Origin of the sequence: Porphyrobacter sp. YT40 (assembly GCF_006542605.1) — a bacterium.
Lineage (GTDB): Bacteria > Pseudomonadota > Alphaproteobacteria > Sphingomonadales > Sphingomonadaceae > Erythrobacter.
Window position 1 is genome coordinate 2,830,214 of record NZ_CP041222.1, and the last position, 19,339, is coordinate 2,849,552.

The 19,339-nt window shown below is 64.9% G+C and carries 20 protein-coding genes; 9 read left to right on the plus strand and 11 right to left on the minus strand.

Annotated elements, in window-relative coordinates; all coding sequences use genetic code 11:
- Nucleotides 1–34: 34 nt before the first annotated feature.
- Both era and E2E27_RS13270 read left to right on the plus strand, forming a co-directional pair.
- The gene (era, locus tag E2E27_RS13265) at nucleotides 35–952 is read left to right on the plus strand and encodes a GTPase Era (RefSeq protein WP_141459892.1); all 918 of its coding nucleotides are present in this window, start codon (nucleotides 35–37) and stop codon (nucleotides 950–952) included.
- Nucleotides 953–1,038: 86 nt separating this feature from the next.
- Nucleotides 1,039–1,440 (plus strand): response regulator, encoded by a 402-nt coding sequence (locus E2E27_RS13270; RefSeq protein WP_141459894.1) that lies wholly within the window; start codon nucleotides 1,039–1,041, stop codon nucleotides 1,438–1,440.
- A 21-nt stretch (nucleotides 1,441–1,461) separates the two neighbouring features.
- Here the strand turns inward: E2E27_RS13270 and E2E27_RS13275 are convergent, their stop codons facing one another.
- The 4 genes from E2E27_RS13275 to topA form a co-directional block, all read right to left on the minus strand.
- Nucleotides 1,462–2,472, minus strand: coding sequence for a PAS domain-containing HWE histidine kinase family protein (locus E2E27_RS13275; RefSeq protein WP_141459897.1), 1,011 nt, complete (start codon nucleotides 2,470–2,472; stop codon nucleotides 1,462–1,464).
- A gap of 111 nt (nucleotides 2,473–2,583) precedes the next feature.
- Nucleotides 2,584–3,252, minus strand: coding sequence for a response regulator (locus E2E27_RS19050; protein WP_234036056.1), 669 nt, complete (start codon nucleotides 3,250–3,252; stop codon nucleotides 2,584–2,586).
- A 2-nt stretch (nucleotides 3,253–3,254) separates the two neighbouring features.
- Nucleotides 3,255–3,554 (minus strand): hypothetical protein, encoded by a 300-nt coding sequence (locus E2E27_RS19290; RefSeq protein ID WP_234036057.1) that lies wholly within the window; start codon nucleotides 3,552–3,554, stop codon nucleotides 3,255–3,257.
- A 115-nt stretch (nucleotides 3,555–3,669) separates the two neighbouring features.
- Nucleotides 3,670–6,255: a type I DNA topoisomerase gene (gene topA, locus E2E27_RS13290; protein WP_141459899.1), complete on the minus strand. Its 2,586-nt coding sequence runs from the start codon at nucleotides 6,253–6,255 to the stop codon at nucleotides 3,670–3,672.
- 177 nt (nucleotides 6,256–6,432) lie between these two features.
- Here topA and E2E27_RS13295 point away from each other — a divergent pair, with 177 nt between their 5' ends.
- Nucleotides 6,433–7,011, plus strand: coding sequence for a superoxide dismutase family protein (locus E2E27_RS13295; RefSeq protein WP_199799080.1), 579 nt, complete (start codon nucleotides 6,433–6,435; stop codon nucleotides 7,009–7,011).
- Between the two features lie 89 nt (nucleotides 7,012–7,100).
- On the opposite strand, the gene E2E27_RS13300 is transcribed toward E2E27_RS13295, so the two are convergent.
- From E2E27_RS13300 to plsY, 3 genes are all read right to left on the minus strand, one after another.
- Complete coding sequence (locus tag E2E27_RS13300; protein WP_234036058.1) at nucleotides 7,101–8,078, minus strand: hypothetical protein; 978 nt, start codon at nucleotides 8,076–8,078, stop codon at nucleotides 7,101–7,103.
- Between the two features lie 150 nt (nucleotides 8,079–8,228).
- A complete protein-coding gene (gene dprA, locus E2E27_RS13305) occupies nucleotides 8,229–9,365 on the minus strand; it encodes a DNA-processing protein DprA (protein WP_141459901.1) in 1,137 nt (378 codons plus the stop codon).
- A gap of 16 nt (nucleotides 9,366–9,381) precedes the next feature.
- Nucleotides 9,382–9,972, minus strand: a complete 591-nt coding sequence (gene plsY / locus E2E27_RS13310; protein ID WP_141459903.1) for a glycerol-3-phosphate 1-O-acyltransferase PlsY — start codon at nucleotides 9,970–9,972, stop codon at nucleotides 9,382–9,384.
- 122 nt (nucleotides 9,973–10,094) lie between these two features.
- Here plsY and E2E27_RS13315 point away from each other — a divergent pair, with 122 nt between their 5' ends.
- From E2E27_RS13315 to E2E27_RS13340, 6 genes are all read left to right on the plus strand, one after another.
- Nucleotides 10,095–10,775, plus strand: a complete 681-nt coding sequence (locus E2E27_RS13315) for a sigma factor-like helix-turn-helix DNA-binding protein (protein WP_141459905.1) — start codon at nucleotides 10,095–10,097, stop codon at nucleotides 10,773–10,775.
- Nucleotides 10,776–10,809: 34 nt separating this feature from the next.
- The gene (gene murI, locus E2E27_RS13320; protein WP_141459907.1) at nucleotides 10,810–11,607 is read left to right on the plus strand and encodes a glutamate racemase; all 798 of its coding nucleotides are present in this window, start codon (nucleotides 10,810–10,812) and stop codon (nucleotides 11,605–11,607) included.
- Nucleotides 11,608–11,785: 178 nt separating this feature from the next.
- Entirely contained in the window at nucleotides 11,786–13,006 is a 1,221-nt protein-coding gene (gene hemA, locus E2E27_RS13325; RefSeq protein ID WP_141459909.1) for a 5-aminolevulinate synthase, read from the plus strand.
- Nucleotides 13,007–13,200: 194 nt separating this feature from the next.
- Nucleotides 13,201–14,151: a hypothetical protein gene (locus tag E2E27_RS13330; RefSeq protein ID WP_141459911.1), complete on the plus strand. Its 951-nt coding sequence runs from the start codon at nucleotides 13,201–13,203 to the stop codon at nucleotides 14,149–14,151.
- A gap of 68 nt (nucleotides 14,152–14,219) precedes the next feature.
- Nucleotides 14,220–14,912, plus strand: a complete 693-nt coding sequence (locus E2E27_RS13335) for a nitroreductase (RefSeq protein WP_141459913.1) — start codon at nucleotides 14,220–14,222, stop codon at nucleotides 14,910–14,912.
- 119 nt (nucleotides 14,913–15,031) lie between these two features.
- Nucleotides 15,032–16,129: a DUF5694 domain-containing protein gene (locus E2E27_RS13340; RefSeq protein ID WP_234036059.1), complete on the plus strand. Its 1,098-nt coding sequence runs from the start codon at nucleotides 15,032–15,034 to the stop codon at nucleotides 16,127–16,129.
- A gap of 174 nt (nucleotides 16,130–16,303) precedes the next feature.
- On the opposite strand, the gene E2E27_RS13345 is transcribed toward E2E27_RS13340, so the two are convergent.
- From E2E27_RS13345 to E2E27_RS13360, 4 genes are all read right to left on the minus strand, one after another.
- Nucleotides 16,304–16,504, minus strand: a complete 201-nt coding sequence (locus tag E2E27_RS13345) for a hypothetical protein (RefSeq protein ID WP_141459915.1) — start codon at nucleotides 16,502–16,504, stop codon at nucleotides 16,304–16,306.
- A 21-nt stretch (nucleotides 16,505–16,525) separates the two neighbouring features.
- Entirely contained in the window at nucleotides 16,526–16,789 is a 264-nt protein-coding gene (locus E2E27_RS13350) for a hypothetical protein (RefSeq protein ID WP_141459917.1), read from the minus strand.
- Between the two features lie 550 nt (nucleotides 16,790–17,339).
- Entirely contained in the window at nucleotides 17,340–18,542 is a 1,203-nt protein-coding gene (locus E2E27_RS13355) for a type III PLP-dependent enzyme domain-containing protein (protein WP_141459919.1), read from the minus strand.
- A gap of 222 nt (nucleotides 18,543–18,764) precedes the next feature.
- Nucleotides 18,765–19,319, minus strand: coding sequence for a LemA family protein (locus E2E27_RS13360; protein ID WP_141459921.1), 555 nt, complete (start codon nucleotides 19,317–19,319; stop codon nucleotides 18,765–18,767).
- Nucleotides 19,320–19,339: the final 20 nt, after the last annotated feature.

A 19,339-nucleotide genomic window follows, 5' to 3' on the forward strand; every position in this document is an offset into this window, starting at 1 on the left:
GAACATTTCGTGGCAAATGACAAGAAGGCTTATCATGACTGACACCCCCCCCACCCGCTGCGGCGTGGTCGCCGTGCTTGGCGCGCCCAATGCGGGCAAATCGACGCTGGTAAACAGCCTAGTCGGCCAGAAGGTCGCGATCACCAGCGCCAAGGCGCAGACCACCCGCGCGCGGATGCTCGGGATTGCGCTGCACGAAACGGACGATGCGCCGACCCAGATGATCCTCGTCGACACGCCCGGCATCTTCGCGCCGCGCCGACGGCTCGACCGGGCGATGGTGAGCGCGGCATGGGAAGGCGCCGAAGCGGCGGACGCGGTGCTGCTGCTGGTCGATCCGATCAAGCAGCGCCGCCATGAGCTCGAACCGCTGCTGGAGACACTTGCAGAGCGGCCCGAGCGCAAGATCCTCGTTCTCAACAAGGTCGACCGCGCCAAGAAAGAACCGCTGCTGGCGCTGGCGCAGGAGCTGGGCGGCAAGGTCGATTTCGCCGAGATCTTCTTCGTCTCGGCCCTGACCGGAGAGGGCGTGGGCGAGCTGAAGGATCACCTCGCGCGGATGATGCCCGAGGGCGACTGGATGTACCCCGAAGATCAGGTCTCGGACGCCTCAGAACGCCTGCTTGCCGCCGAGATCACCCGCGAACAGCTCTACCAGCAGCTGCACGAGGAGCTGCCCTATGACAGCGCGGTGCGGCCCGAGAAATACGAGCTGCGCAAGGACGGCAGCGTCGAGATCCACCAGCAGATCGTCGTCACCCGCGACAACCAGCGCGCCATCGTGCTCGGCAAGGGGGGATCGAAGATCAAGGCGATCGGCGAAGCCGCACGCAAGGAATTGTCCGAGGTGCTGGGGGTGAAGGTGCACCTGTTCCTGCACGTCAAGGTGCTGGAGAACTGGGCCGAGGACAAGGAACTGTTCGAAGAGATCGGACTCGACTGGGTGCGCTAAACGGTCGGCGACTCCTATCGTTCCCGAACACGGAAAAAAATTTCGTGTGCCGGGAACAAAAAAGCGGTTAGCTACCTTTGCGCAGTATGTCCGAGACGATCCTCATAGTTGAAGATGAATTCTTCATCGCCTTCGAGATGCAGAGCATTCTCGAACGGAATGGCTATACGGTCGTCGGGGTCGCGGCCGACATGGAAAGTGCCATCGTCAAGGCCGGCAGCGGCGTGTCGCTCGCACTGGTCGATCTGCACCTGCGCGATGGGTTGACCGGCCCGGAAATCGGCGCGCGGCTGTCGGGCGAATTCGACGCGGCGGTCATCTTTGTCACCGCCAATCCGCGCGTTCTGGGTGACGGCGTGGCGGGCACGATCGGTGTCATGACCAAACCTGCCGACCCGCAGACCCTGCTTTCTGCCGTCTCATATGCGCTTGAACGGCGTCGCGGGCATCCGGTCGAACCCCCGCAGAATCTCGTCTGCTTCAGCTGATCGGCGACGGCGCCCCTCCCATCAGCGACTGAGGCGGTTCGCCAGCACTTCCACCGTAATCCGTAGGCCATCGGCGGCCCAGTCGCGCGATATCGTGCCGCCCAGCTGACCATCGATCGCGATTTCCGTGAGCTGCGTTCCGAACCCGCTCTCGGCAGGAGCGGTGACAGGGGGGCCGCCGGTTTCCGACCAAATGATCGTCACCTTCTCATCCTGCACCGTAATCACGATCCCCACGTGGCCTTCGGGCACCGACAGCGCGCCATATTTCATGGAATTGGTCGCAAACTCGTGGAACGCCAGACCGATCGGGGTGGCACCGCGGTCGTCGATTTTGAGATCGTCGCCCTCGATCGTCACCCGCCCTTCATCGAGCGCAGGATAGGGTTGTAGCAGCTGCCGCAGCATCTCTTTCAGCATCGGAGAACCGATATGCGGTGCGCTCTCCTCGCTGTGCGGACGGGCATAGTCGTGCGCGCGCCCCAGCGAAGCCACCCGCGCCTGCAGCTGCCCGGCGAGTTCGCCCATCTCGGGGAATTGCCGCGCCGAAATGCCGATGATCCCGCCGATCACCGCGAAGATGTTCTTGATGCGGTGGCTGAGCTCGCGGCTCAGCACCGCGTTCATCGACGCGATTTCCTTTTGTTCGTGGATGTCGGTGCAGGTGCCGACCCAGCGGATGATCGTGCCGTCCTCGTCGCGCACTGGCAGCGCGCGGCCCAGCGTCCAGCGATATTCGCCGCTGTGATGCCGCAGACGATATTCGATCTCGTAAGGCTCGCCGGTTTCGAGGCTATGCCGCCAGATGCCCCAGGCGCGTTCCTGATCGTCAGGGTGGAACATGTCGTTCCAGCCCTCGCCATCGGTCGATCCGGCAGGCGCGCCAGTGAATTCGTACCAGCGCGCGTTGTAGTAATCATGCGAGCCATCCGGCAGGGTCGACCAGACCATCTGCGGCATCGCATCGGCCAGCTGCCGGAAGGTGATCTGCCCTATCCTGGGCGAATGAGTCTGATCAAAGGTCGTCGGCATGGCGGGATCCGTGAGGATGCAAGGCACGGCCTTGCGGACCGACCCCGTTCGCAAAAGCGCGCGGCTCTGTCTAGGCCCTGACTGCCCAACAATTGTTGGGTTCGCGCCGAATTATCCCTGCCCCAGCTTTTCCAGCTTAGCCCGCAATGCGGCCTCGTCGAAGGGCTTGACGATGTAATCGTCGGCCCCTGCGGCGATGCCGTCGTGAATATCCTTGGCCTCGCCGTTCGAGGTGCAGAACACCACCACCGGCTCCTTGGGCGTGGGGATGCTGCGCAGCTTGGTGACGAAGGCGATCCCGTCCATTTCTGGCATGTTCCAGTCGGTAAGCACCAGATCGGGCATCGACTTCTTGCACCGGGCGAGCGCTTCCTCGCCGTTTTCGGCTTCGATCGGCACATAGCCGAGGCTGATCGCGATTTTGCTGGAAACCTTGCGGATGACGCGGCTGTCGTCGACGATCAGACAGGTCCGGGCGGTCGCTGCCGGAGCAGGTTGCCCGGCATAGCGATCGCGCATCGCCTTGGCAGCGGCGACGATCGCCGCGGTGCCGTCAGCTTCATCGGCAGCGGCCGGGGCAGGCCGCGCGGGCGGCGCAGCAGCGGCACTCGCGCCCGAGCCCGAAGCCGAATCCGCTTGGGCGCGCGCGGCCTCTTCCTCGGCGGCGGCGATCCCCGCTTCCAGCGCCTTTTCGTTCTGCGCGAGCTTTTCGGCCAGCGTCTTGCCCTCCATCGCGGGGCGACGACCGGGGCCGGAATTGCGCTTGATCAGATTCTGCACCGTCAGCGCCCCCCACCCATCGCGGCACGCCCGGATTCGTAGGACTGCGCGGCAAAATCATCCGAATAGGGATCGGCCTCGAGCGTGCCGACCATCTCGCCGGGCGTCACGCGGACATGGAGGTAGGGCATCCAGACATCGCCGAATTCGGCCTTCTGGTACCACACATCGAGCACGTCGTAGCTCGCCCACATCCCGTCCGGTTCGCGCAGCCGCAAGCCCTCGCCAATGCGCGGGACGGCGGCAAAGCGGATCCGGCTCTGGGTCTGATGGGTCTCGTTCTGGACTTCAATTTCGATCACGGCGGGAACCCTTTTTCCGGCCACCGTGGTAGGGTCCAAATGCTTTATTATTTGCAAACGCGGCCGGCGGATTGCGCAGCAAATTGCTACTTCTATCCGCCGGCCGGTCGCGGGCTCAGTCCTGTTTTGCCGGCGCTTTCTTCTTGGCAGGCGCTTTCTTGGCGGCAGGCTTCTTCGCCGCCGGCTTCTTGGGCGCGGCTTTCTTGGGCGCGGCCTTCTTCCTGCCCTTGCCCTTGGCCGGGCCCTTGGCGATGCGCGCGTCGATCAGCGCGATCGCGGCGTCGAGCGTCACGTCCTCGGGCTTGGTGTCGCGCGGGATCGTCGCGTTGGTGGTGCCGTCGGTGACATAGGGGCCGAAGCGCCCCGGCATGACCTTGATCTCGCCGCCGGTGGTGGGGTGCGCGCCGAGCGAGGCAATCGGCTCCGACTTGCCGCGCGCCGCCCCGCCCCGGTTCGCCGCCTCGGCCAGAACAGCGACCGCCCGGTTCATGCCGACTTCGAACACCTCACGCGTGTTCGACAGCTTGCCGTATTTGCCATCGTGGCGAAGGTAAGGCCCGTAGCGCCCGATATTGGCCTCGATCTCCAGCCCCGTGTCGGGATGCGCGCCAATGATGCGCGGCAGGTCGAGCAGCTTCACCGCCCAGTCGAGATCGAAATCGTCGAGGTCCTTGGGGATGCTCGCGCGCTTGGCCTCCTTGCCCTCGCCCATCTGGACATAGGGGCCGAAGCGGCCTGACTTGCGGTGGATGTCCTCACCGGTTTCGGGGTGCTGGCCGATAACGCCGTCTTCGGCCCCGCCCTCGCCCTCGCCGCCCGGCTGGGCGAAGCGGCGCGTGTATTTGCATTCCGGGTAATTGGCGCAGGCCACGAAGGCCCCGAAACGGCCTCCGCGCAAGCTGAGCCGCCCGCCGCTGCGGCCTTCGGTGGCGCATAGCGGGCAGGCCCGCGGATCGCTGCCGTCCTCGCGCGGCGGGAACAGGAAGTCGGAGAGATAATCGTCGAGCGCCTCGGTCACTTCCGAAGGCAGCTTGTCCATCACCTCGTCGGCCTTGGGCTTGAAGTCGCGCCAGAACCGCGCGAGCAGCGCCTTGTAATCCTCGCGCCCGTCGGAAACGACGTCGAGCTCGTCCTCCATGCCCGCCGTGAAGTCATAGGCGACATAGGTGGGGAAGAAGCGTTCGAGGAAGGCGGTCAGCAGCCGGCCCGATTCCTCGGCGAAGAAGCGGTTCTTCTCCATGCGGACATAGGCGCGATCGCGCAGGGTCTGGATGGTCGAGGCGTAGGTGGACGGGCGCCCGATGCCGAGCTCCTCCAGCCGCTTGACCAGCGAGGCTTCGGAAAAGCGCGGCGGCGGCTGGGTGAAGTGCTGGGTCGCCTCGACGGCGCGCTTGGCCGGGCAGTCGCCCGCCTTCATCACCGGCAGCAGCCCGCCATCCTCGTCCTCGGAATCGTCCAGCCCTTCCTGATAGACCGCAAGGAAGCCCGGGAAGCGGATCACCTGGCCGGTGGCGCGCAGCTCGTGCTGGCCGGTCGCATCGCGCAGGGTGACGGTGGTGCGTTCGAGCTGCGCGGTCGCCATCTGGCTTGCCATCGCGCGCTTGAAGATGAGATCGTAAAGCTTGCCCTCATCGCCGGTTCCGGCGCGTTCGCGGGTGAAATCTGTCGGGCGGATCGCCTCGTGCGCTTCCTGCGCGTTCTTGGCCTTGGTGCTGTAGAAGCGCGGCTTTTCCGGGCGGTAATCCTCGGAGAAGCGCGCGGTTATGGCATCGCGCGCGGCAAGAATCGCGCCCATGTCCATCTGCACGCCATCGGTCCGCATATAGGTGATCGCGCCCGCTTCGTAGAGCGACTGCGCCAGCCGCATCGTGTGCTGCGCCGAATAGCCGAGCTTGCGCGCGGCCTCCTGCTGGAGCGTCGAGGTGGTGAACGGCGGCGCGGGGTTGCGCTTGACCGGCTTGGTCTCGACGCCTTCGACCGTGAACCGCCCGCTTTCCACAGCGGCCTTGGCCTCCATCGCGATGCCCTTTTCGCCGAGGCTAAGCTTCTCCAGCTTCTCGCCCCGGAACTTCACCAGACGAGCGTCGAAGGCCGTGCCGTCGTGCTGCATCTGCGCGACGACGCTCCAGTATTCTTCCGCCCGGAACGCTTCGATCTCGCGCTCGCGCTCGACGATCAGGCGCAGCGCGACCGATTGCACGCGGCCCGCGCTCTTCGCACCGGGAAGCTTCCTCCACAGCACCGGCGAAAGCGTAAAGCCGAACAGATAGTCGAGCGCGCGCCGCGCCAGATAGGCGTCGATCAGCGGCTGATCGAGCTCGCGCGGCTTGGTCATCGCGTCGGTCACCGCCTGCTTGGTGATCGCGTTGAAGGTGACACGGTCGACCTTGGCTGGCAGGCTCTTGCGCTTCTTCAAAAGCTCCTGAACGTGCCAGCTGATCGCCTCGCCCTCGCGGTCGGGGTCGGTCGCGAGCACGAGGCGGCTGGCACCCTTGGCGGCATCGGCGATTTCCTTGAAGCGGCTCTGCTTGTCGCTGTAGAGCTGCCACTCCATCGCGAAGTCCTCGTCCGGCTTCACGCTGCCATCCTTGGGCGGCAGATCGCGGACATGGCCGTAGGAGGCGAGAACCTTGAAGTCCTTGCCCAGATATTTCTCGATGGTTTTCGCCTTGGCGGGGGATTCGACGATGACAAGTTGCATGGGCTGAGAGAGGTGTCCCTTACGTGTACGTGTGCGCGAGGGTGAAGCGCGCTGCGGCAATGCGTCAAGCAGGAAGTCGCGCTCTGCCCGCCGCGCGCATATGGCGCTCCGGCCGGCAGATGGGAACACCTGCGCTGCGCGAAAGGTTATAGGCGGACATACAAAGGAGTTTTCGCCATGATCAAGCCCGCCACCCTCTCGCCCCGCCTTGCCCTTGCGCCGCTTGCCGTGCTGGCCGCCATGCCGCTTGCCGCCTGCGCTCAGGAGACCGGAGCCGTCCCCGGCGCGGCGGCGATGATGCCTGTCACGGCCAAGGTGATGAAGGCCGATGGGACGGATGCGGGCACGGTGACCTTCACCCAGGCCGCCAATGGCGTGATCGTGATGGCGAAGCTCAAGAACCTGACCGAGGGCGTGCACGGTTTCCACATCCATGAAACCGGCGCCTGCACCCCCGATTTTGCCGCCGCGGGAAGCCACTTCAATCCGCAGGGCAAGGAGCATGGTTTCGACACCGAAGGCGGCTATCACACGGGCGACCTGCCCAACATCACCATCGGTGCCGACGGCATGGGCGAGGCGAGCTTCACCGTCCCCGGCGTGACGCTGTCGGGCACGCCCAGCGCAGCCAATCCCTACCTGCTGGGCGATGCGGATGGGTCGGCGGTGATGGTTCACGCCGCGGCGGACGATTATCGCGCGATGGCCTCTTCGGGTGCGCGCGTCGCCTGCGGGGTCATCATGCCCAAGGGCTGACCTCCCCAAAACCCAAAACCCCAGATCTGGAAACAACGTGCCGCCACCGGATGTCGCAACGCGATACCCGGCGGCGGCTGCGTTTGGGGTCAGCGCCCTACGGGGCCAAGGATCGTGTCGTTTGCGGCTTCGGCCAAGGCGATCGCGCCCGACTGGTAGTTTTCGGGAATCGCGGTGAAGGCAAACTTGCGGGTCTTGCCGATCATCGGCAGCTTGATGCCCGAATTGGCAGCCAGCCCGCCAAGGACGTTCGCCGCCCCCTGCACGGTCTTCTCCCGCTTGCCCATCGCGTCCGACACCTCGACGAATTCGCCATCGACCGACACCGGCTGCTTCAGCACGATCTCGTTCTTCTTGCCGTTCGCGCCGATCACCGTCAGCCGCGAGAATTCGGGCACGACCGAAAGGTTGGCATTGACCTTGAGACTACCCCCGAAGCTGAAGGCGCCGGGGCGCTTCTGGTCGGAGAAGTCGACCAGATAGACCACGCCCACCGCCGGAATGCCGTTCGCCTTGGCGGCGTTCTCCACCGCGTAGGTGTTGCGCGCGATGCGGCCCTCGTCCCCGAAATTTGCGAGGCTCTTGCGCTGCGCCACGTCGCCGCGCAGGAACACCTGCACGGGCAGCGCGCTGGGCGCATAGAACACCGCCTTGCCGGTGCTCTTCTTTTCCAGATTGATGCGCTCCTCGCTCGGCCCCTTGTCGCCCGAAAGCTGCGAGAAATCGGCCTCGACGACAGTGATTCCCCGCGCCGCCAGCTTGGCGACGAAATCGGCATAGGCGGCATCGGTGATCTGCTGCATCATTTCGGGCGTCACGCCGACAAGCTCGCTGCGCGCCTTGGTCGTCCCGCCGAAAGCGCCCATCAGGCCCCCGGTTTTCTGGGTCTGGTCGACGGATTCGAAGATGAAGCCGACGTTGAAGGAGACGATCGCCACTTGCTGCGCCCCGTCAAGCGCGCCGTTGTCCTTGATTTCGAGCGGCGCGCGCTCCTTGGCGCACAGCGGTTGAGCGATCAGCCCGAGCGCGCAGAACGCGGCCCAGATACGTAACAAAACAGCTTTCATCGATACCCCCGTCGCAGGTTGCCTCCCGGCCTTCGCCGCCGGGTCAGGGGATGCGTAGGTTCGCGGCGAGGCGGAATCGATAGGCGCAGGGAAACGTGACAGGCTTTGTCATCGAATGCGCAACACTTGTCATCGATGGCCGGTATCGGCCTAGCGCGCGAGCCTCACTTCGCCGCCGGGCTGGCGTTCCAGATCGCCCGCCAGTTCGAGTTCGAGCAGCGCCATGTGCACTTCGGCAGGTGTGGCGCCGGACTGGCGGATCAGCTCGTCCACCGCGATCGGCGCGTTGGTCAGCAGGCTGGCGATGTCGCGACTGAGATCGGCGCGCGCTTCGCCCCAGTCGAGCCTGGCGAGTTCGGTGTAGTCGAAGTCTTCGGCCCCGTCGCTGACCCGGAAGGTTGATCGCGGCGCGCCGGTGAAGCTTTGCAGCAGTTCGACCACCTCGTCGGGCGTCTGCACCAGCACCGCGCCTTCGCGGATGAGATGATTGCAACCGCTTGCACGGGGATCGAGCGGGGAGCCGGGGATCGCCATCACCTCGCGCCCCGCCTCGCCAGCCAGCCGCGCGGTGATGAGGCTGCCCGATTGCGGCGCGGCCTCGACCACCAGCGTGCCACTGGCAAGGCCTGCGATGATGCGATTGCGCGAAGGGAAATGCCGCCCGCGCGGCTCGGTGCTGGGGGGCTGTTCGGCGATCAGCAGGCCATCGCTAGCGATACGCTCCTGCAAATCGGTGTGCTGCGGGGGATAGGCGATGTCGATGCCGCTGGCGATGACGCCGATGGTCTGCGGGAAAGCACCCTCGTGCGCCGCACCGTCGATCCCGCGCGCCAGGCCCGAGACGACGGTGAAGCCCGCCTCTGCCAGCGCGGCGGCGAAATCGCGCGCCAGCTTGACGGCGGCAGCGCTGGCATTGCGCGCGCCCACCAACGCGACGCAGGGCTCGGAGGCGAGCGCGAGCCTGCCCCGGCAGGTCAGGATCGGCGGAGCGGAATCGAGTTCGGCCAGCAGCGCGGGGTAATCGGGCTGGTCGTGGAACAGATAGCGCGCCCCCGCCCGGCGCACGGCGGCGACCTCGCGCTCGATGCTCTCGGCGTTGGCAGGGCGGTAGGGCCCCCTGCCCCGGCTGGCGAGATCGGGCAATGCGTCGAGCGCCGCTGCCGCCGTGCCGAAGCGGGCGAGGAGCTGGCGGTAGCTCACCGGGCCGATATTGGGCGAGCGCAGCAGGCGGATGCGCGCGAAGGCTTCTGCTTGGCTGAGCGTTGGCTGCGACCCCGTGCTCTCCATCAGTCGCGGCCCCGCATCACGGCTTGGCCGATGAAGAGCCGACCTTGGGCTCCTCCCCCCGCATCAACCGGCCGATATTGGCGCGGTGCTGGACGATCACGATCGCGGCAATCGCGATCAGCGGGGCGATGACCTGCGGATAGCCCAGCGCCCAGGCGATCACCGGCGCGGCGATCACCGTCACCAGCGAGGACACGCTCGAAATCCGGCTGACGTAGAGCGTGATCGCCCAGACCGCCGCGCAGGCGAGCATCGCGGGCCACGCCAGCGCTGCAAGCGCTCCGGCGGCGCTGGCGAAACCCTTGCCGCCCTTGAAGGCGAGCCAAGGGGTGAAGCAATGCCCCGCCACCGCCGCAACCGCCGCGATGCCTTCTGTGCCGGGCCAAACCGCTCCCGCCACCAGCACCGGCACCGCCGCCTTCAGGGCATCGAGCAGCACGGTCGCTGCCGCCAGCCCCTTGTTCCCGGTGCGCAGCACATTGGTCGCGCCGATGCTCCCGCTGCCGATTTTGCGCACATCGCCCAGCCCCGCCGCGCGGGTGAGGATCAGGCCAAAGGGGATCGAGCCCAGAGCAAAGCCCAGCAGCGCGGCGAAAACGGGTTCCATCACGCCGTCATAGCCGCGCCGCGCGATTCGTCTAAACCTAAGTGACGCCAAGGCCATGCCGCGTCGGAATTACGGTGCGACCATACTTTTGCGGGCAGGCCTGTCAGGCTAGTCTCGACCGCATGGAAATCAGCGACGCGATCACCCGCCTGACAGAGCGCGAAAAGGAAGCGCTGCGCCTCTGGCTCGATCACAAGTCGGCGAAGGAAATCGCCATCGACCTGGGCGTCTCGCATCATGCGGTCGAAAAGCGGCTGAAGATGGCACGGACCAAACTTGGCGCGGCCACATCGCGGGACGCGGCGCGGATGCTGGCCGTTGCGGAAGGGTACGGCCAGACCGTAGCCGCTCCGTCGGACCTGTCGCCGCCTGCCGATCCACGCCCATCACGGCACCACCGACCACTCGTTTTCGGAGGACTTGCCATGCTGACACTGACCGCGCTGGGCCTTGCCCTTGCCACCGCCTATCCTGCTGCCGAACCGATCGAAATCGAGGTCGACGGCAGTATCGAGCGCGTGTTCGCCCACCTCGACCGCAACGAGAGCGGCTTTCTCGAAAGCCCCGAATCGCCCTTCGTCGCCATCGCCTTCATCGATCCCGATGACAGCAAAGCGCGCGAAGGCTCGGCCGTTATCGGGAACAGCGACGATCCCGCGCAGGTAAGCGAATTCTACACCGCTGCCGACACCGACCGCGACGGGCGCGTATCGCTCGACGAGTACCGGGTGTGGAGCGAGGCGCACTGGGGCGAGCTGGGCATCGAGGTGAAGACGATCATGAAGGTTCTTCCCGAGAGTTGACCGGACGCGCGGGCTCGGCCATCGCACCGCGCTGATGGCCGAGCCCGCTTCCCCCATTCTGCTGTTCGATTCCGGCGTCGGGGGCCTCACCGTCTATGACGCGCTGCGCGAGGTGCTCCCCGATGCGCCGGTGATCTACGCCGCCGACCTCGCGGGCCTGCCTTATGGCACCAAGACCGAGGCGCAGATCGCCGCACGGGTTGCCGGATTGCTGGGCCGCATGACCGAGCGTTACCAGCCGCGCCTGGCCTGCATCGCCTGCAACACCGCCTCCACCATCGCGCTCGGCATGGTGCGCGATGTGCTGGAGGTGCCGGTGGTCGGCACCGTCCCGGCGATCAAGCCCGCCGCCGCGCTCACGCGCAGCGGCACGATCGGCCTCGTCGGAACGGAGGCGACCATCCGGCAGGCCTATGTCGACGATCTCGAGGCGCGCTTTGCCGCCGACAAGCGTCTGCTGCGGATCGCCGCCCCCGGTCTGGTCGCGGCGGCGGAGGCCAAGCTGCGTGGGCAGGCTGTCGATCCTGCACCCATCGCCGAAATCGCCGCGCGCCTTGCCGCCATGCCCGGCGGCGCGGAAATCGACACGCTGGTGCTGGCCTGCACCCACTTCCCGCTGCTTGCCGAGGAAATCGCTGAGGCGTTCGGCCCTCACGTTGCGCAGGTGGATGGCGCAGACGGCATCGCGCGGCGGATCGCACACCTGCTCGACGGGCAAAGCTTTGCCCAAAACGGCCCCAACCGCTTCGTCGTCACCGGCCTGCTGGAGGGTGCCAAGGGACTTGAAGGAGCCCTCCACGCCCGCGGTTTCGGGCCTGCCGAGGCGTTCTGACCCTGCTGCAAATGCTGCGAGCGGCTCGCAAAGATCGCTGTGGCAAAAGCGACCCCCGGCCCTTAAATACCGCCGAAACCAACCGCCCTCTCGCACGTTGAGGCGGAACAACAGAGCATGGCAGGAACGCGGCGCCCCGCGCTTTTCGCATGGCGGCCGCAAGAGCAGCGAGACGCGAGTGAACTACGACCAGATTTTCGATTCCGCGATCGACCGGCTGCACGAGGAAGGCCGTTACCGCGTCTTTATCGACATCATGCGCAACAAGGGCGCCTATCCCAACGCGCGCTGTTTCCACGGTCATAACGGCCCCAAGCCGATCACCGTGTGGTGCTCCAACGATTATCTTTGCATGGGCCAGCACGAAAAGGTGATCGGCGCGATGGAAGCCGCGCTGCACGATGTCGGCGCGGGCTCGGGCGGCACGCGCAACATCGGCGGCAACACGCACTTCCACGTCGAGCTCGAAGCCGAACTCGCCGACCTCCACGGCAAGGATGCGGCGCTGCTGTTCACCTCAGGCTATGTCTCGAACGACGCGACGCTCTCGACGCTGGCCAAGCTGCTGCCGGGCTGCGTGATCTTCTCGGACGAGTTGAACCATGCCAGCATGATCGCCGGTATCCGCAATTCGGGCTGCGAAAAGATGGTGTTCCGCCACAATGACGTGGCGCATCTGGAAGAGCTGCTCGCCAGCGTCGATATCGACACGCCCAAGCTGATCGCCTTCGAAAGCGTCTATTCGATGGACGGCGACGTCGCCCCGATCCACGCGATCTGCGACCTTGCCGAGAAATACAACGCGCTCACCTATATCGACGAGGTTCACGCGGTCGGAATGTACGGCGCGCGCGGCGGCGGGATTTCGGAGCGCGACAATGCGGCGCACCGGATCGACATCATCGAAGGCACGCTGGGCAAGGCGTTCGGCGTGATGGGCGGCTACATCGCTGCGTCGTCGAAGGTGGTGGACTGCATCCGCTCCTATGCGCCGGGGTTCATCTTCACAACGTCGCTCTCGCCGGTGCTGGTCGCGGGCGTGCTCGCCTCGGTGCGGCACCTCAAGGAAAGCGCGGTCGAACGCAACGCCCAGCAGCGCGCCGCCGCGATGCTCAAGCTGAAGTTTGCCGAGGCCGGCCTGCCGGTGATGGATTCGGTCACCCATATCGTGCCGCTGATGGTGGGCGATCCGGTGCGCGCCAAGAAGATCAGCGACATCTTGCTCGCCGAATACGGCGTCTATGTGCAGCCGATCAACTTCCCCACCGTCCCGCGCGGCACCGAGCGGCTGCGCTTCACGCCGGGGCCGCATCACACCGATGCGATGATGGACGAGCTGACGGATGCGCTGGTCGAAATCTGGGACCGGCTCGAACTGGGGCTCGCCAAGGCGGCGTGAAACCTGCGCCACCCGGAGCGGTTTGGGCTGCATCCAATGTCGGTTTTATACAATTTTCGCTCCGGCGTATTTTGAGGCTTTTCAGCCTGACCTTGCGTGATTAACCCTCCGCAAGGGGGCGAAATTGTCAGGCCCCGAAAGAGGGTCGGACCATGCTTGCTTCAAGAAATCTTGCGTTCATTATCGGTTGCGCCATGCTGGCATCCTGCGGCGGTGGCGACAGCGGCGGCACCCCGCCGCCGACCGGCGGTGGCGGCGGTGGCGGCACCCCGACGCCTTCTCCCAGCCCCACGCCGACCTACCAGACCTTTGCGCAGCTGACCGGGAATCAGACCTTCAGGACGACCTGCGCCGGCACGACCTTCACAATCAGCTCCGGGCTGGTCACAGCCGCTGCCACGCCATTCGGCGCGGGCGTCACCATCGGCTCGAATCGCGATGTGCCCAATTATGCGATCACGACCGACGGCGCCGGGCTGTTCGGAACCTTCCAGCAGAACTGGGCCCCGGCCGATCGCGATCCGGCCATTACCACCGCAGAAGCCTATAGCCGGGTCAACGCGAACAACTTTACCGAGCGTTTCCTGACGCTTTCGCCCCTGCTCGGAACCAGCACCTACCAATATGCGCGTTTCGGCCAGATCATCACGCAGGTGAACGGCGATCGCGTTTCGCTCTATTGCGGTTTCGGGGTGCCGACGCTGCTGACCGATCGTCCGAACACAAGCGTGACCTTCACCAACAATTTCACCGCGGGCGACCTGTCCGTCACCCAGAACCTCGGCGGCGGACCGCGTTCGGATTACGTCATTTCGAGCTCGCAGATCACCCTGACCGGAAACCCCAGCACGGGCGCGATCACCGTCCGGGTCGATCTGAAGGGCCGGCTGCGTACGCCGACCGGCACGTCGGACACCGTGACCGACCTTGGGGTGTTTACCGGGCAGGTCTCGATCGACGGCACCACGCAGTCCTTCAGCGGCACCCTCGTCGATGCGAGCAACGGCTCCTCGGGCCAGTTCGGCGGCTGGTTCTTCGGCCCTCAGGGGCGCGAGGCCGTGGTCTCGTTCAACATCGTCAACCGCCGCGCGGACAACAGCGACATTCTCGCGGGCGCGGTCACCTTCCTGAACCGGCCGAGCTGACCGCACACGCTTCACAGACCCTCTCCCTTGCGCTAGCCGCTTGCGGTCAGTTGCAAGGGAGAGACTTAATGGGCGGCACGCCTGACCAGACTTACGCCGAGGTGGTGCTCGGGCGGCGTTCCATTCGCGGCTATCTCGACAAGCCCGTCCCGCGCGCGCTGATCGAGGACGTGCTGGCGATGGCGATGCGCTCGCCATCCTCGATGAACACCCAGCCCTATCACTTCCACGTCATCACCGGCGCCCCGCTCGACCGGATCCGCAAGGGCAATACCGAGCGCATTCTGGCAGGTGAGCCCGACAGCCGCGAATTCCGCAAGGGCCATCCCTTCCAGGGCGTCCACCGTGATCGCCAGGTCGGCTGCGCGGTCCAGCTGTTCGAAGCGATGGGCATCGCCCGCGACGACAAGGACGCGCGGCAGGACTGGGTGCTGCGCGGCTTCCGCCAGTTCGACGCGCCGGTGTGCGTGATCGTCACCTATGACAAGGAACTCGCCGACGCCGACGACACCGTATTCGATTGCGGCGCGGTGACCACCGCTCTGGTCAACGCCGCGTGGAGCAAGGGTCTGGGCTGCGTGATCAACTCGCAGGGCATCATGCAGAGCCCGGTGGTGCGCGAACACGCGGGCATTCCGGAGGATCAGGTGATCATGAAGGCGGTGGCGATGGGCTGGCCCGATCCGGATTTCCCCGCCAACCCGGTCAAGATCACGCGCCGCGAAGTGAGCGAAGCGGCGCGGTTTGTCGGGTTCGATTGAGAGGCTCGGCCGAGCGCGCGGGAGTGTCCTTCTCGCCTGGCCCGAAGCACTCCCCGGACGATACGACTGCTGACCAACGCGCTATCCATCAGCCGCAAGCAACAATCCGGAGGCCAAGAATGAATGTCGTCCGCACAACCACCACCGCGTTGATGCTGCTCGCAGTTGCCGGCGGCGTCGCTCCGCTTTCATCGCAGACCTATCGCCCCGCCTTTGACCCGGGCAGCCTTGATGACACCCCGGCAGGACGGCCGAACAGCGTCGTGGTGCTTGGAACGCCGCATCTCTCGCAGCTGTCGGAGAGGTTCACCCCTGCGATGGCAGAGCCTGTGGTCGATCGGCTGGCCGCATGGCATCCCGACGCCATCGCCGTGGAAGAAACGGCGGGGCTGGTGTGCGATACGATGCGCCGAAATCCGGAACGAAGCGATGCCGATACGATCGCCGCCTATTGCTATGACACGGCTGTTGCCGGGGCGGCGACCGGGCTCGATGTTCCTGCGGCCAATGCCGAGGCCGAGCGACTGCTGGACCAATGGCCCGAAGTCCCCGCACCGGCCCTGCGCCGCCAGCTGGCTGCGACTTTTCTGGCAGCGGGCGAACCGGCATCGGCGCTGGTCCAATGGCTGCGGCTGCCGGAAGGCGAGCGGATCGCTGCCGACGGGCTGACTCCCGCGCTCACGGCGCAATTGGAAGCGCAGATGGGCAGACGCAACGAAACCACTTTGATTGCGGCCCGGGTCGCGGCGAAATCGGGTCTGGAGCGTGTCTGGAGCGTTGACGATCAATCCGGTTATCAGGGCAAGCTCAACGATCCCGACGCCTATGGCGCGGCCCTTTCGGCAGCTTGGGATAATGCCGCGACCCAAAGGCGCATCGCGCAGGGCACCGCACTGGAACAACAGCTAGATCAACCGGGTGGTCTGCTGGAAATGTATCGCGCCTACAATGCGCCCTCCTACGCGGCGGATGCGTATGATTCGGATTGGGGTGCCGCCTTGCGAGAACCCTCGCCGCAAGCCTACGGTCGGCGTTATGTCGCCTATTGGGAGACGCGCAATCTCAGGATGGTCGCCAATATCCGTGAGGTGCTGGGTCGCAAGCCGGGCACCCGGCTCATCGCCATCGTGGGTGCATCGCACAAGGCCTATTACGAAGCCTATCTGAACCAGATGCGCGATGTGGCATTGGAGGATGTCGCGCCGCTCTTGCAGTAATCGCTCGGCTGGCCCTCCCCCCCGCGCGGCGGCTGCAGGATCAGCGCCGCACCTGCCAGGCGCACCGACATGGGCGGCAAAGGCGCGGCCTGCCGCGACCGTTTCTGTGCGGACGATAATTCAGGATGTCGAGACCACCGGGTGCAAGACGCCCCCCGGTATCGAGAAAGGCGCTCAGGCGTCCTTGAGGCTGATAGCCGCGATGATGGTCCACACGATCGCCACGGTGGTCAATGCCGACGCACTCAGAAACTGAAATTCAGCCTGATTTCTTTTGCCCTGAGGATCAGGGGGACTGACCAAAATCTTGATCCAAGAGAAAATGGTAAGGCCAAAGAGAATTGCGGAAACCAGGATAATACCTATCGGGTTCACGTGATTTACTCCCCGCTTCAGTCAGGCCTTCTCTTCAACGCGTTTCTTGGTGTCCAAGATTGCATGATAGATCAGTTTTTCGATCTCCCCCCTGGCAGCCAAGTCGAACAGCTGCGATTTAATATCCACCACTTCAGACGATTGAAATCCAGCGTCCGAATAGGCTGATTGTACTGCACCAAGAATACAAGAGATGGAAACGCTATAACGCCCTTCACCTAAATCGAACGCGTTCTTACCCTGTGTAATATCAAGTTTCGACAAGGCTGGCGTTTTGTATATCATTTTGATCTCGATTTGTGCGACTCCAGACTCGTATTAGCGGATCATATTGCTTTGTCACGAGAAAAAAGTTTTTAACTAACCTATTTTACACCTTCGCCGCGAATTTTGGGAGACGGACACGGAGCATTGTCGAGCCTTCCCGCAGCAAGATACGCGCGGGCGTCCGAACGAATGGATCTCGAAAACGGGGCCTCCCCGACGCCTACCGGCACAGGCCGCCCAACCAGAAGAGGGGCGAGCGGCGAAGGTGCCCCGCGTCGCGCCGGATCGAGGCCATGGGATAGGGGCCGCTTCAGTGGCCCTGAGGATCAGCTGTCGGAGCGCCCTTGCCTGAAAGCCCAAGCCGGTTAGTCCCGACGTTAGTCCCAGGGCAAGCGTGGCTGTCTTCCAGCGCCGCGCACGGATGATCGTGTCGCCCAATCGGCCTTGCGGCTCGGCGGGATCAAAAACATTGTGATTGAATGGGATTCCGCTCGCCTGCAGGCGGCCGAGATGCCTTCGCAAGCCAGAACTGCCGCCCCGCGCTGATGCGGAGCGGCAGACGAAGGCTTCAGCGCAGACTCACCACGTTATCCGTCGCCTCGCGCACGCGGGTGCCGTTGAACAGGCTCATCATCGGCTCGTCCGCGACGATCACGGCCTGGGCATTGCCATAGCCGTTGAAGCCGGTCTTCATCGCCGCACCGTAAGCACCGAGCATTCCGATCTCGATATAGTCGCCCGCCTGAATATCGGCAGGGAGCCGGAACGGGCCCTTCATGTAATCGGCATCGTCGCAGGTCGGCCCGTAGAAGGCGAAATCCTCGTCCTCCTCGATCAGATCGTCTTCCAGCGCGCGCACCGGGAAGCGCCATGCGACGTGGGCGGCATCGTAGAGCGCGCCATAGGCGCCGTCATTGATGTACAGCTCCTCGCCGCGGCGCTTGTTCACCTGCACGATCATCGAGGAATACTCGGCCGACAGCGCCCGGCCGGGTTCGCACCACAGCTCGGCGTTGTAGGCGATCGGCAGGGCTTCGAAATGCTTGGCGATGATCGCGAAGTAATCTTCCATCGGCGGCGGTTCGAGGCCCGGATAGGCGCTGGGGAAGCCCCCGCCCACGTCGATCATGTCGATCACGACCGACGCCTCGGCAATCGCCGCACGGGTGCGGTCCAATGCCTGGACGAAGGCAAACGGAGTCATCGCCTGGCTGCCGACATGGAAGCACACGCCCAGCCAGTCGCAATGCTGGCGGGCTTCCTGAAGCAGCGCGGGGGCTTCAATGAGGTCGCAGCCGAACTTGCTGGCGAGGCTGAGCTCCGAATACTCGCTCGACACGCGCAGCCGCACGCACAGGCGCAGGTCGCGCGGCGCTTCGCCGTCATCGGAACGGCAGGCGTCGATGATCTTCGCCAGCTCTTCAACCGAATCGAGGCTGAAGGTGCGCACGCCGTGCTCGAAATAGGCCTCGCGGATAGCCGCCGGGGTCTTCACCGGGTGCATGAAGCACAGCACGGCTTGCGGCAGAATCCCGCGCACCAGCCGCACCTCGGTGATCGAGGCGACATCGTAGTGGGTAACGCCCGCGCTCCACAGCACCTCGATCAAATCGGGGGCGGGATTGGCCTTGACCGCATACAGCACCTTGCCGGGAAACTTCTCGACAAAGAAACGGGCGGCTCGCCGCGCGGCGTGCGGGCGATTGAGGATGACGGGTTCGTCCGGACGAAGGTCGCGAACTACAGCCGATGCGTCAGGGTAAATGTGCAACTCAAGGGACCCCCAAAACGGCTCTGTTGAACCATAAAACGACAAGCTGCCTTGCGGTTTGGAAGTCCCCTTGGGGCAGCGGAGAGGCGCAGATAGGGCCTGCACGCGCAAATGCAATCAAAAAGTGGGTCTGAAAACCCCCACACCGGACGGATTGTTACTTTTGGGAGACACGCAGCAGATCACGACGGAAATGTGACGGATTTGCGCGGATTTTCCGCCTCAGAACCCGATCCGCGGCACCTGATCGACCGTCCCCTGCTCGCTCGCATCGAGCCGGTGAAAATCGGCCTCGGCGAATCCGAGCGGTCCAGCGACCAGCACCGCCGGGAAGGATTCGCGCGCCGCGTTGAAGCGCGCGACCGCGGCGTTCAGCGCGCGCCGGGCGGCGGCGAGCTTGTCCTCGACATCGGCAAGCTCGTTCTGGAGCGACTGGAAATTGGCCGATGCCTTGAGATCGGGATAGGCTTCCCCCAGCGCCAGCAGATTGCCGAGCGCGGCCTTCAGCTGCTGCTCGCTGCCCGAATCCGGCGCGCCGCGCGCCGCGGCATTACGCGCCGCGATCACCGCTTCGAGCGTCGCAGCCTCGTGTCCGGCATACCCCTTCACCGTCTCGACCAGATTGGGGATCAGATCATGACGCTGGCGCAGCTGCGCGTCGATATCGGCCACCCCCTGCCGCACCGACTGCCTGAGGCCAACCAGCCGGTTGTAGATGCCGATCACCACCACCAGCAGCACGACCAGAACCGCGACCGCAACGAACAGCCAATTCATAACCTTCCCCTTCACCTCAC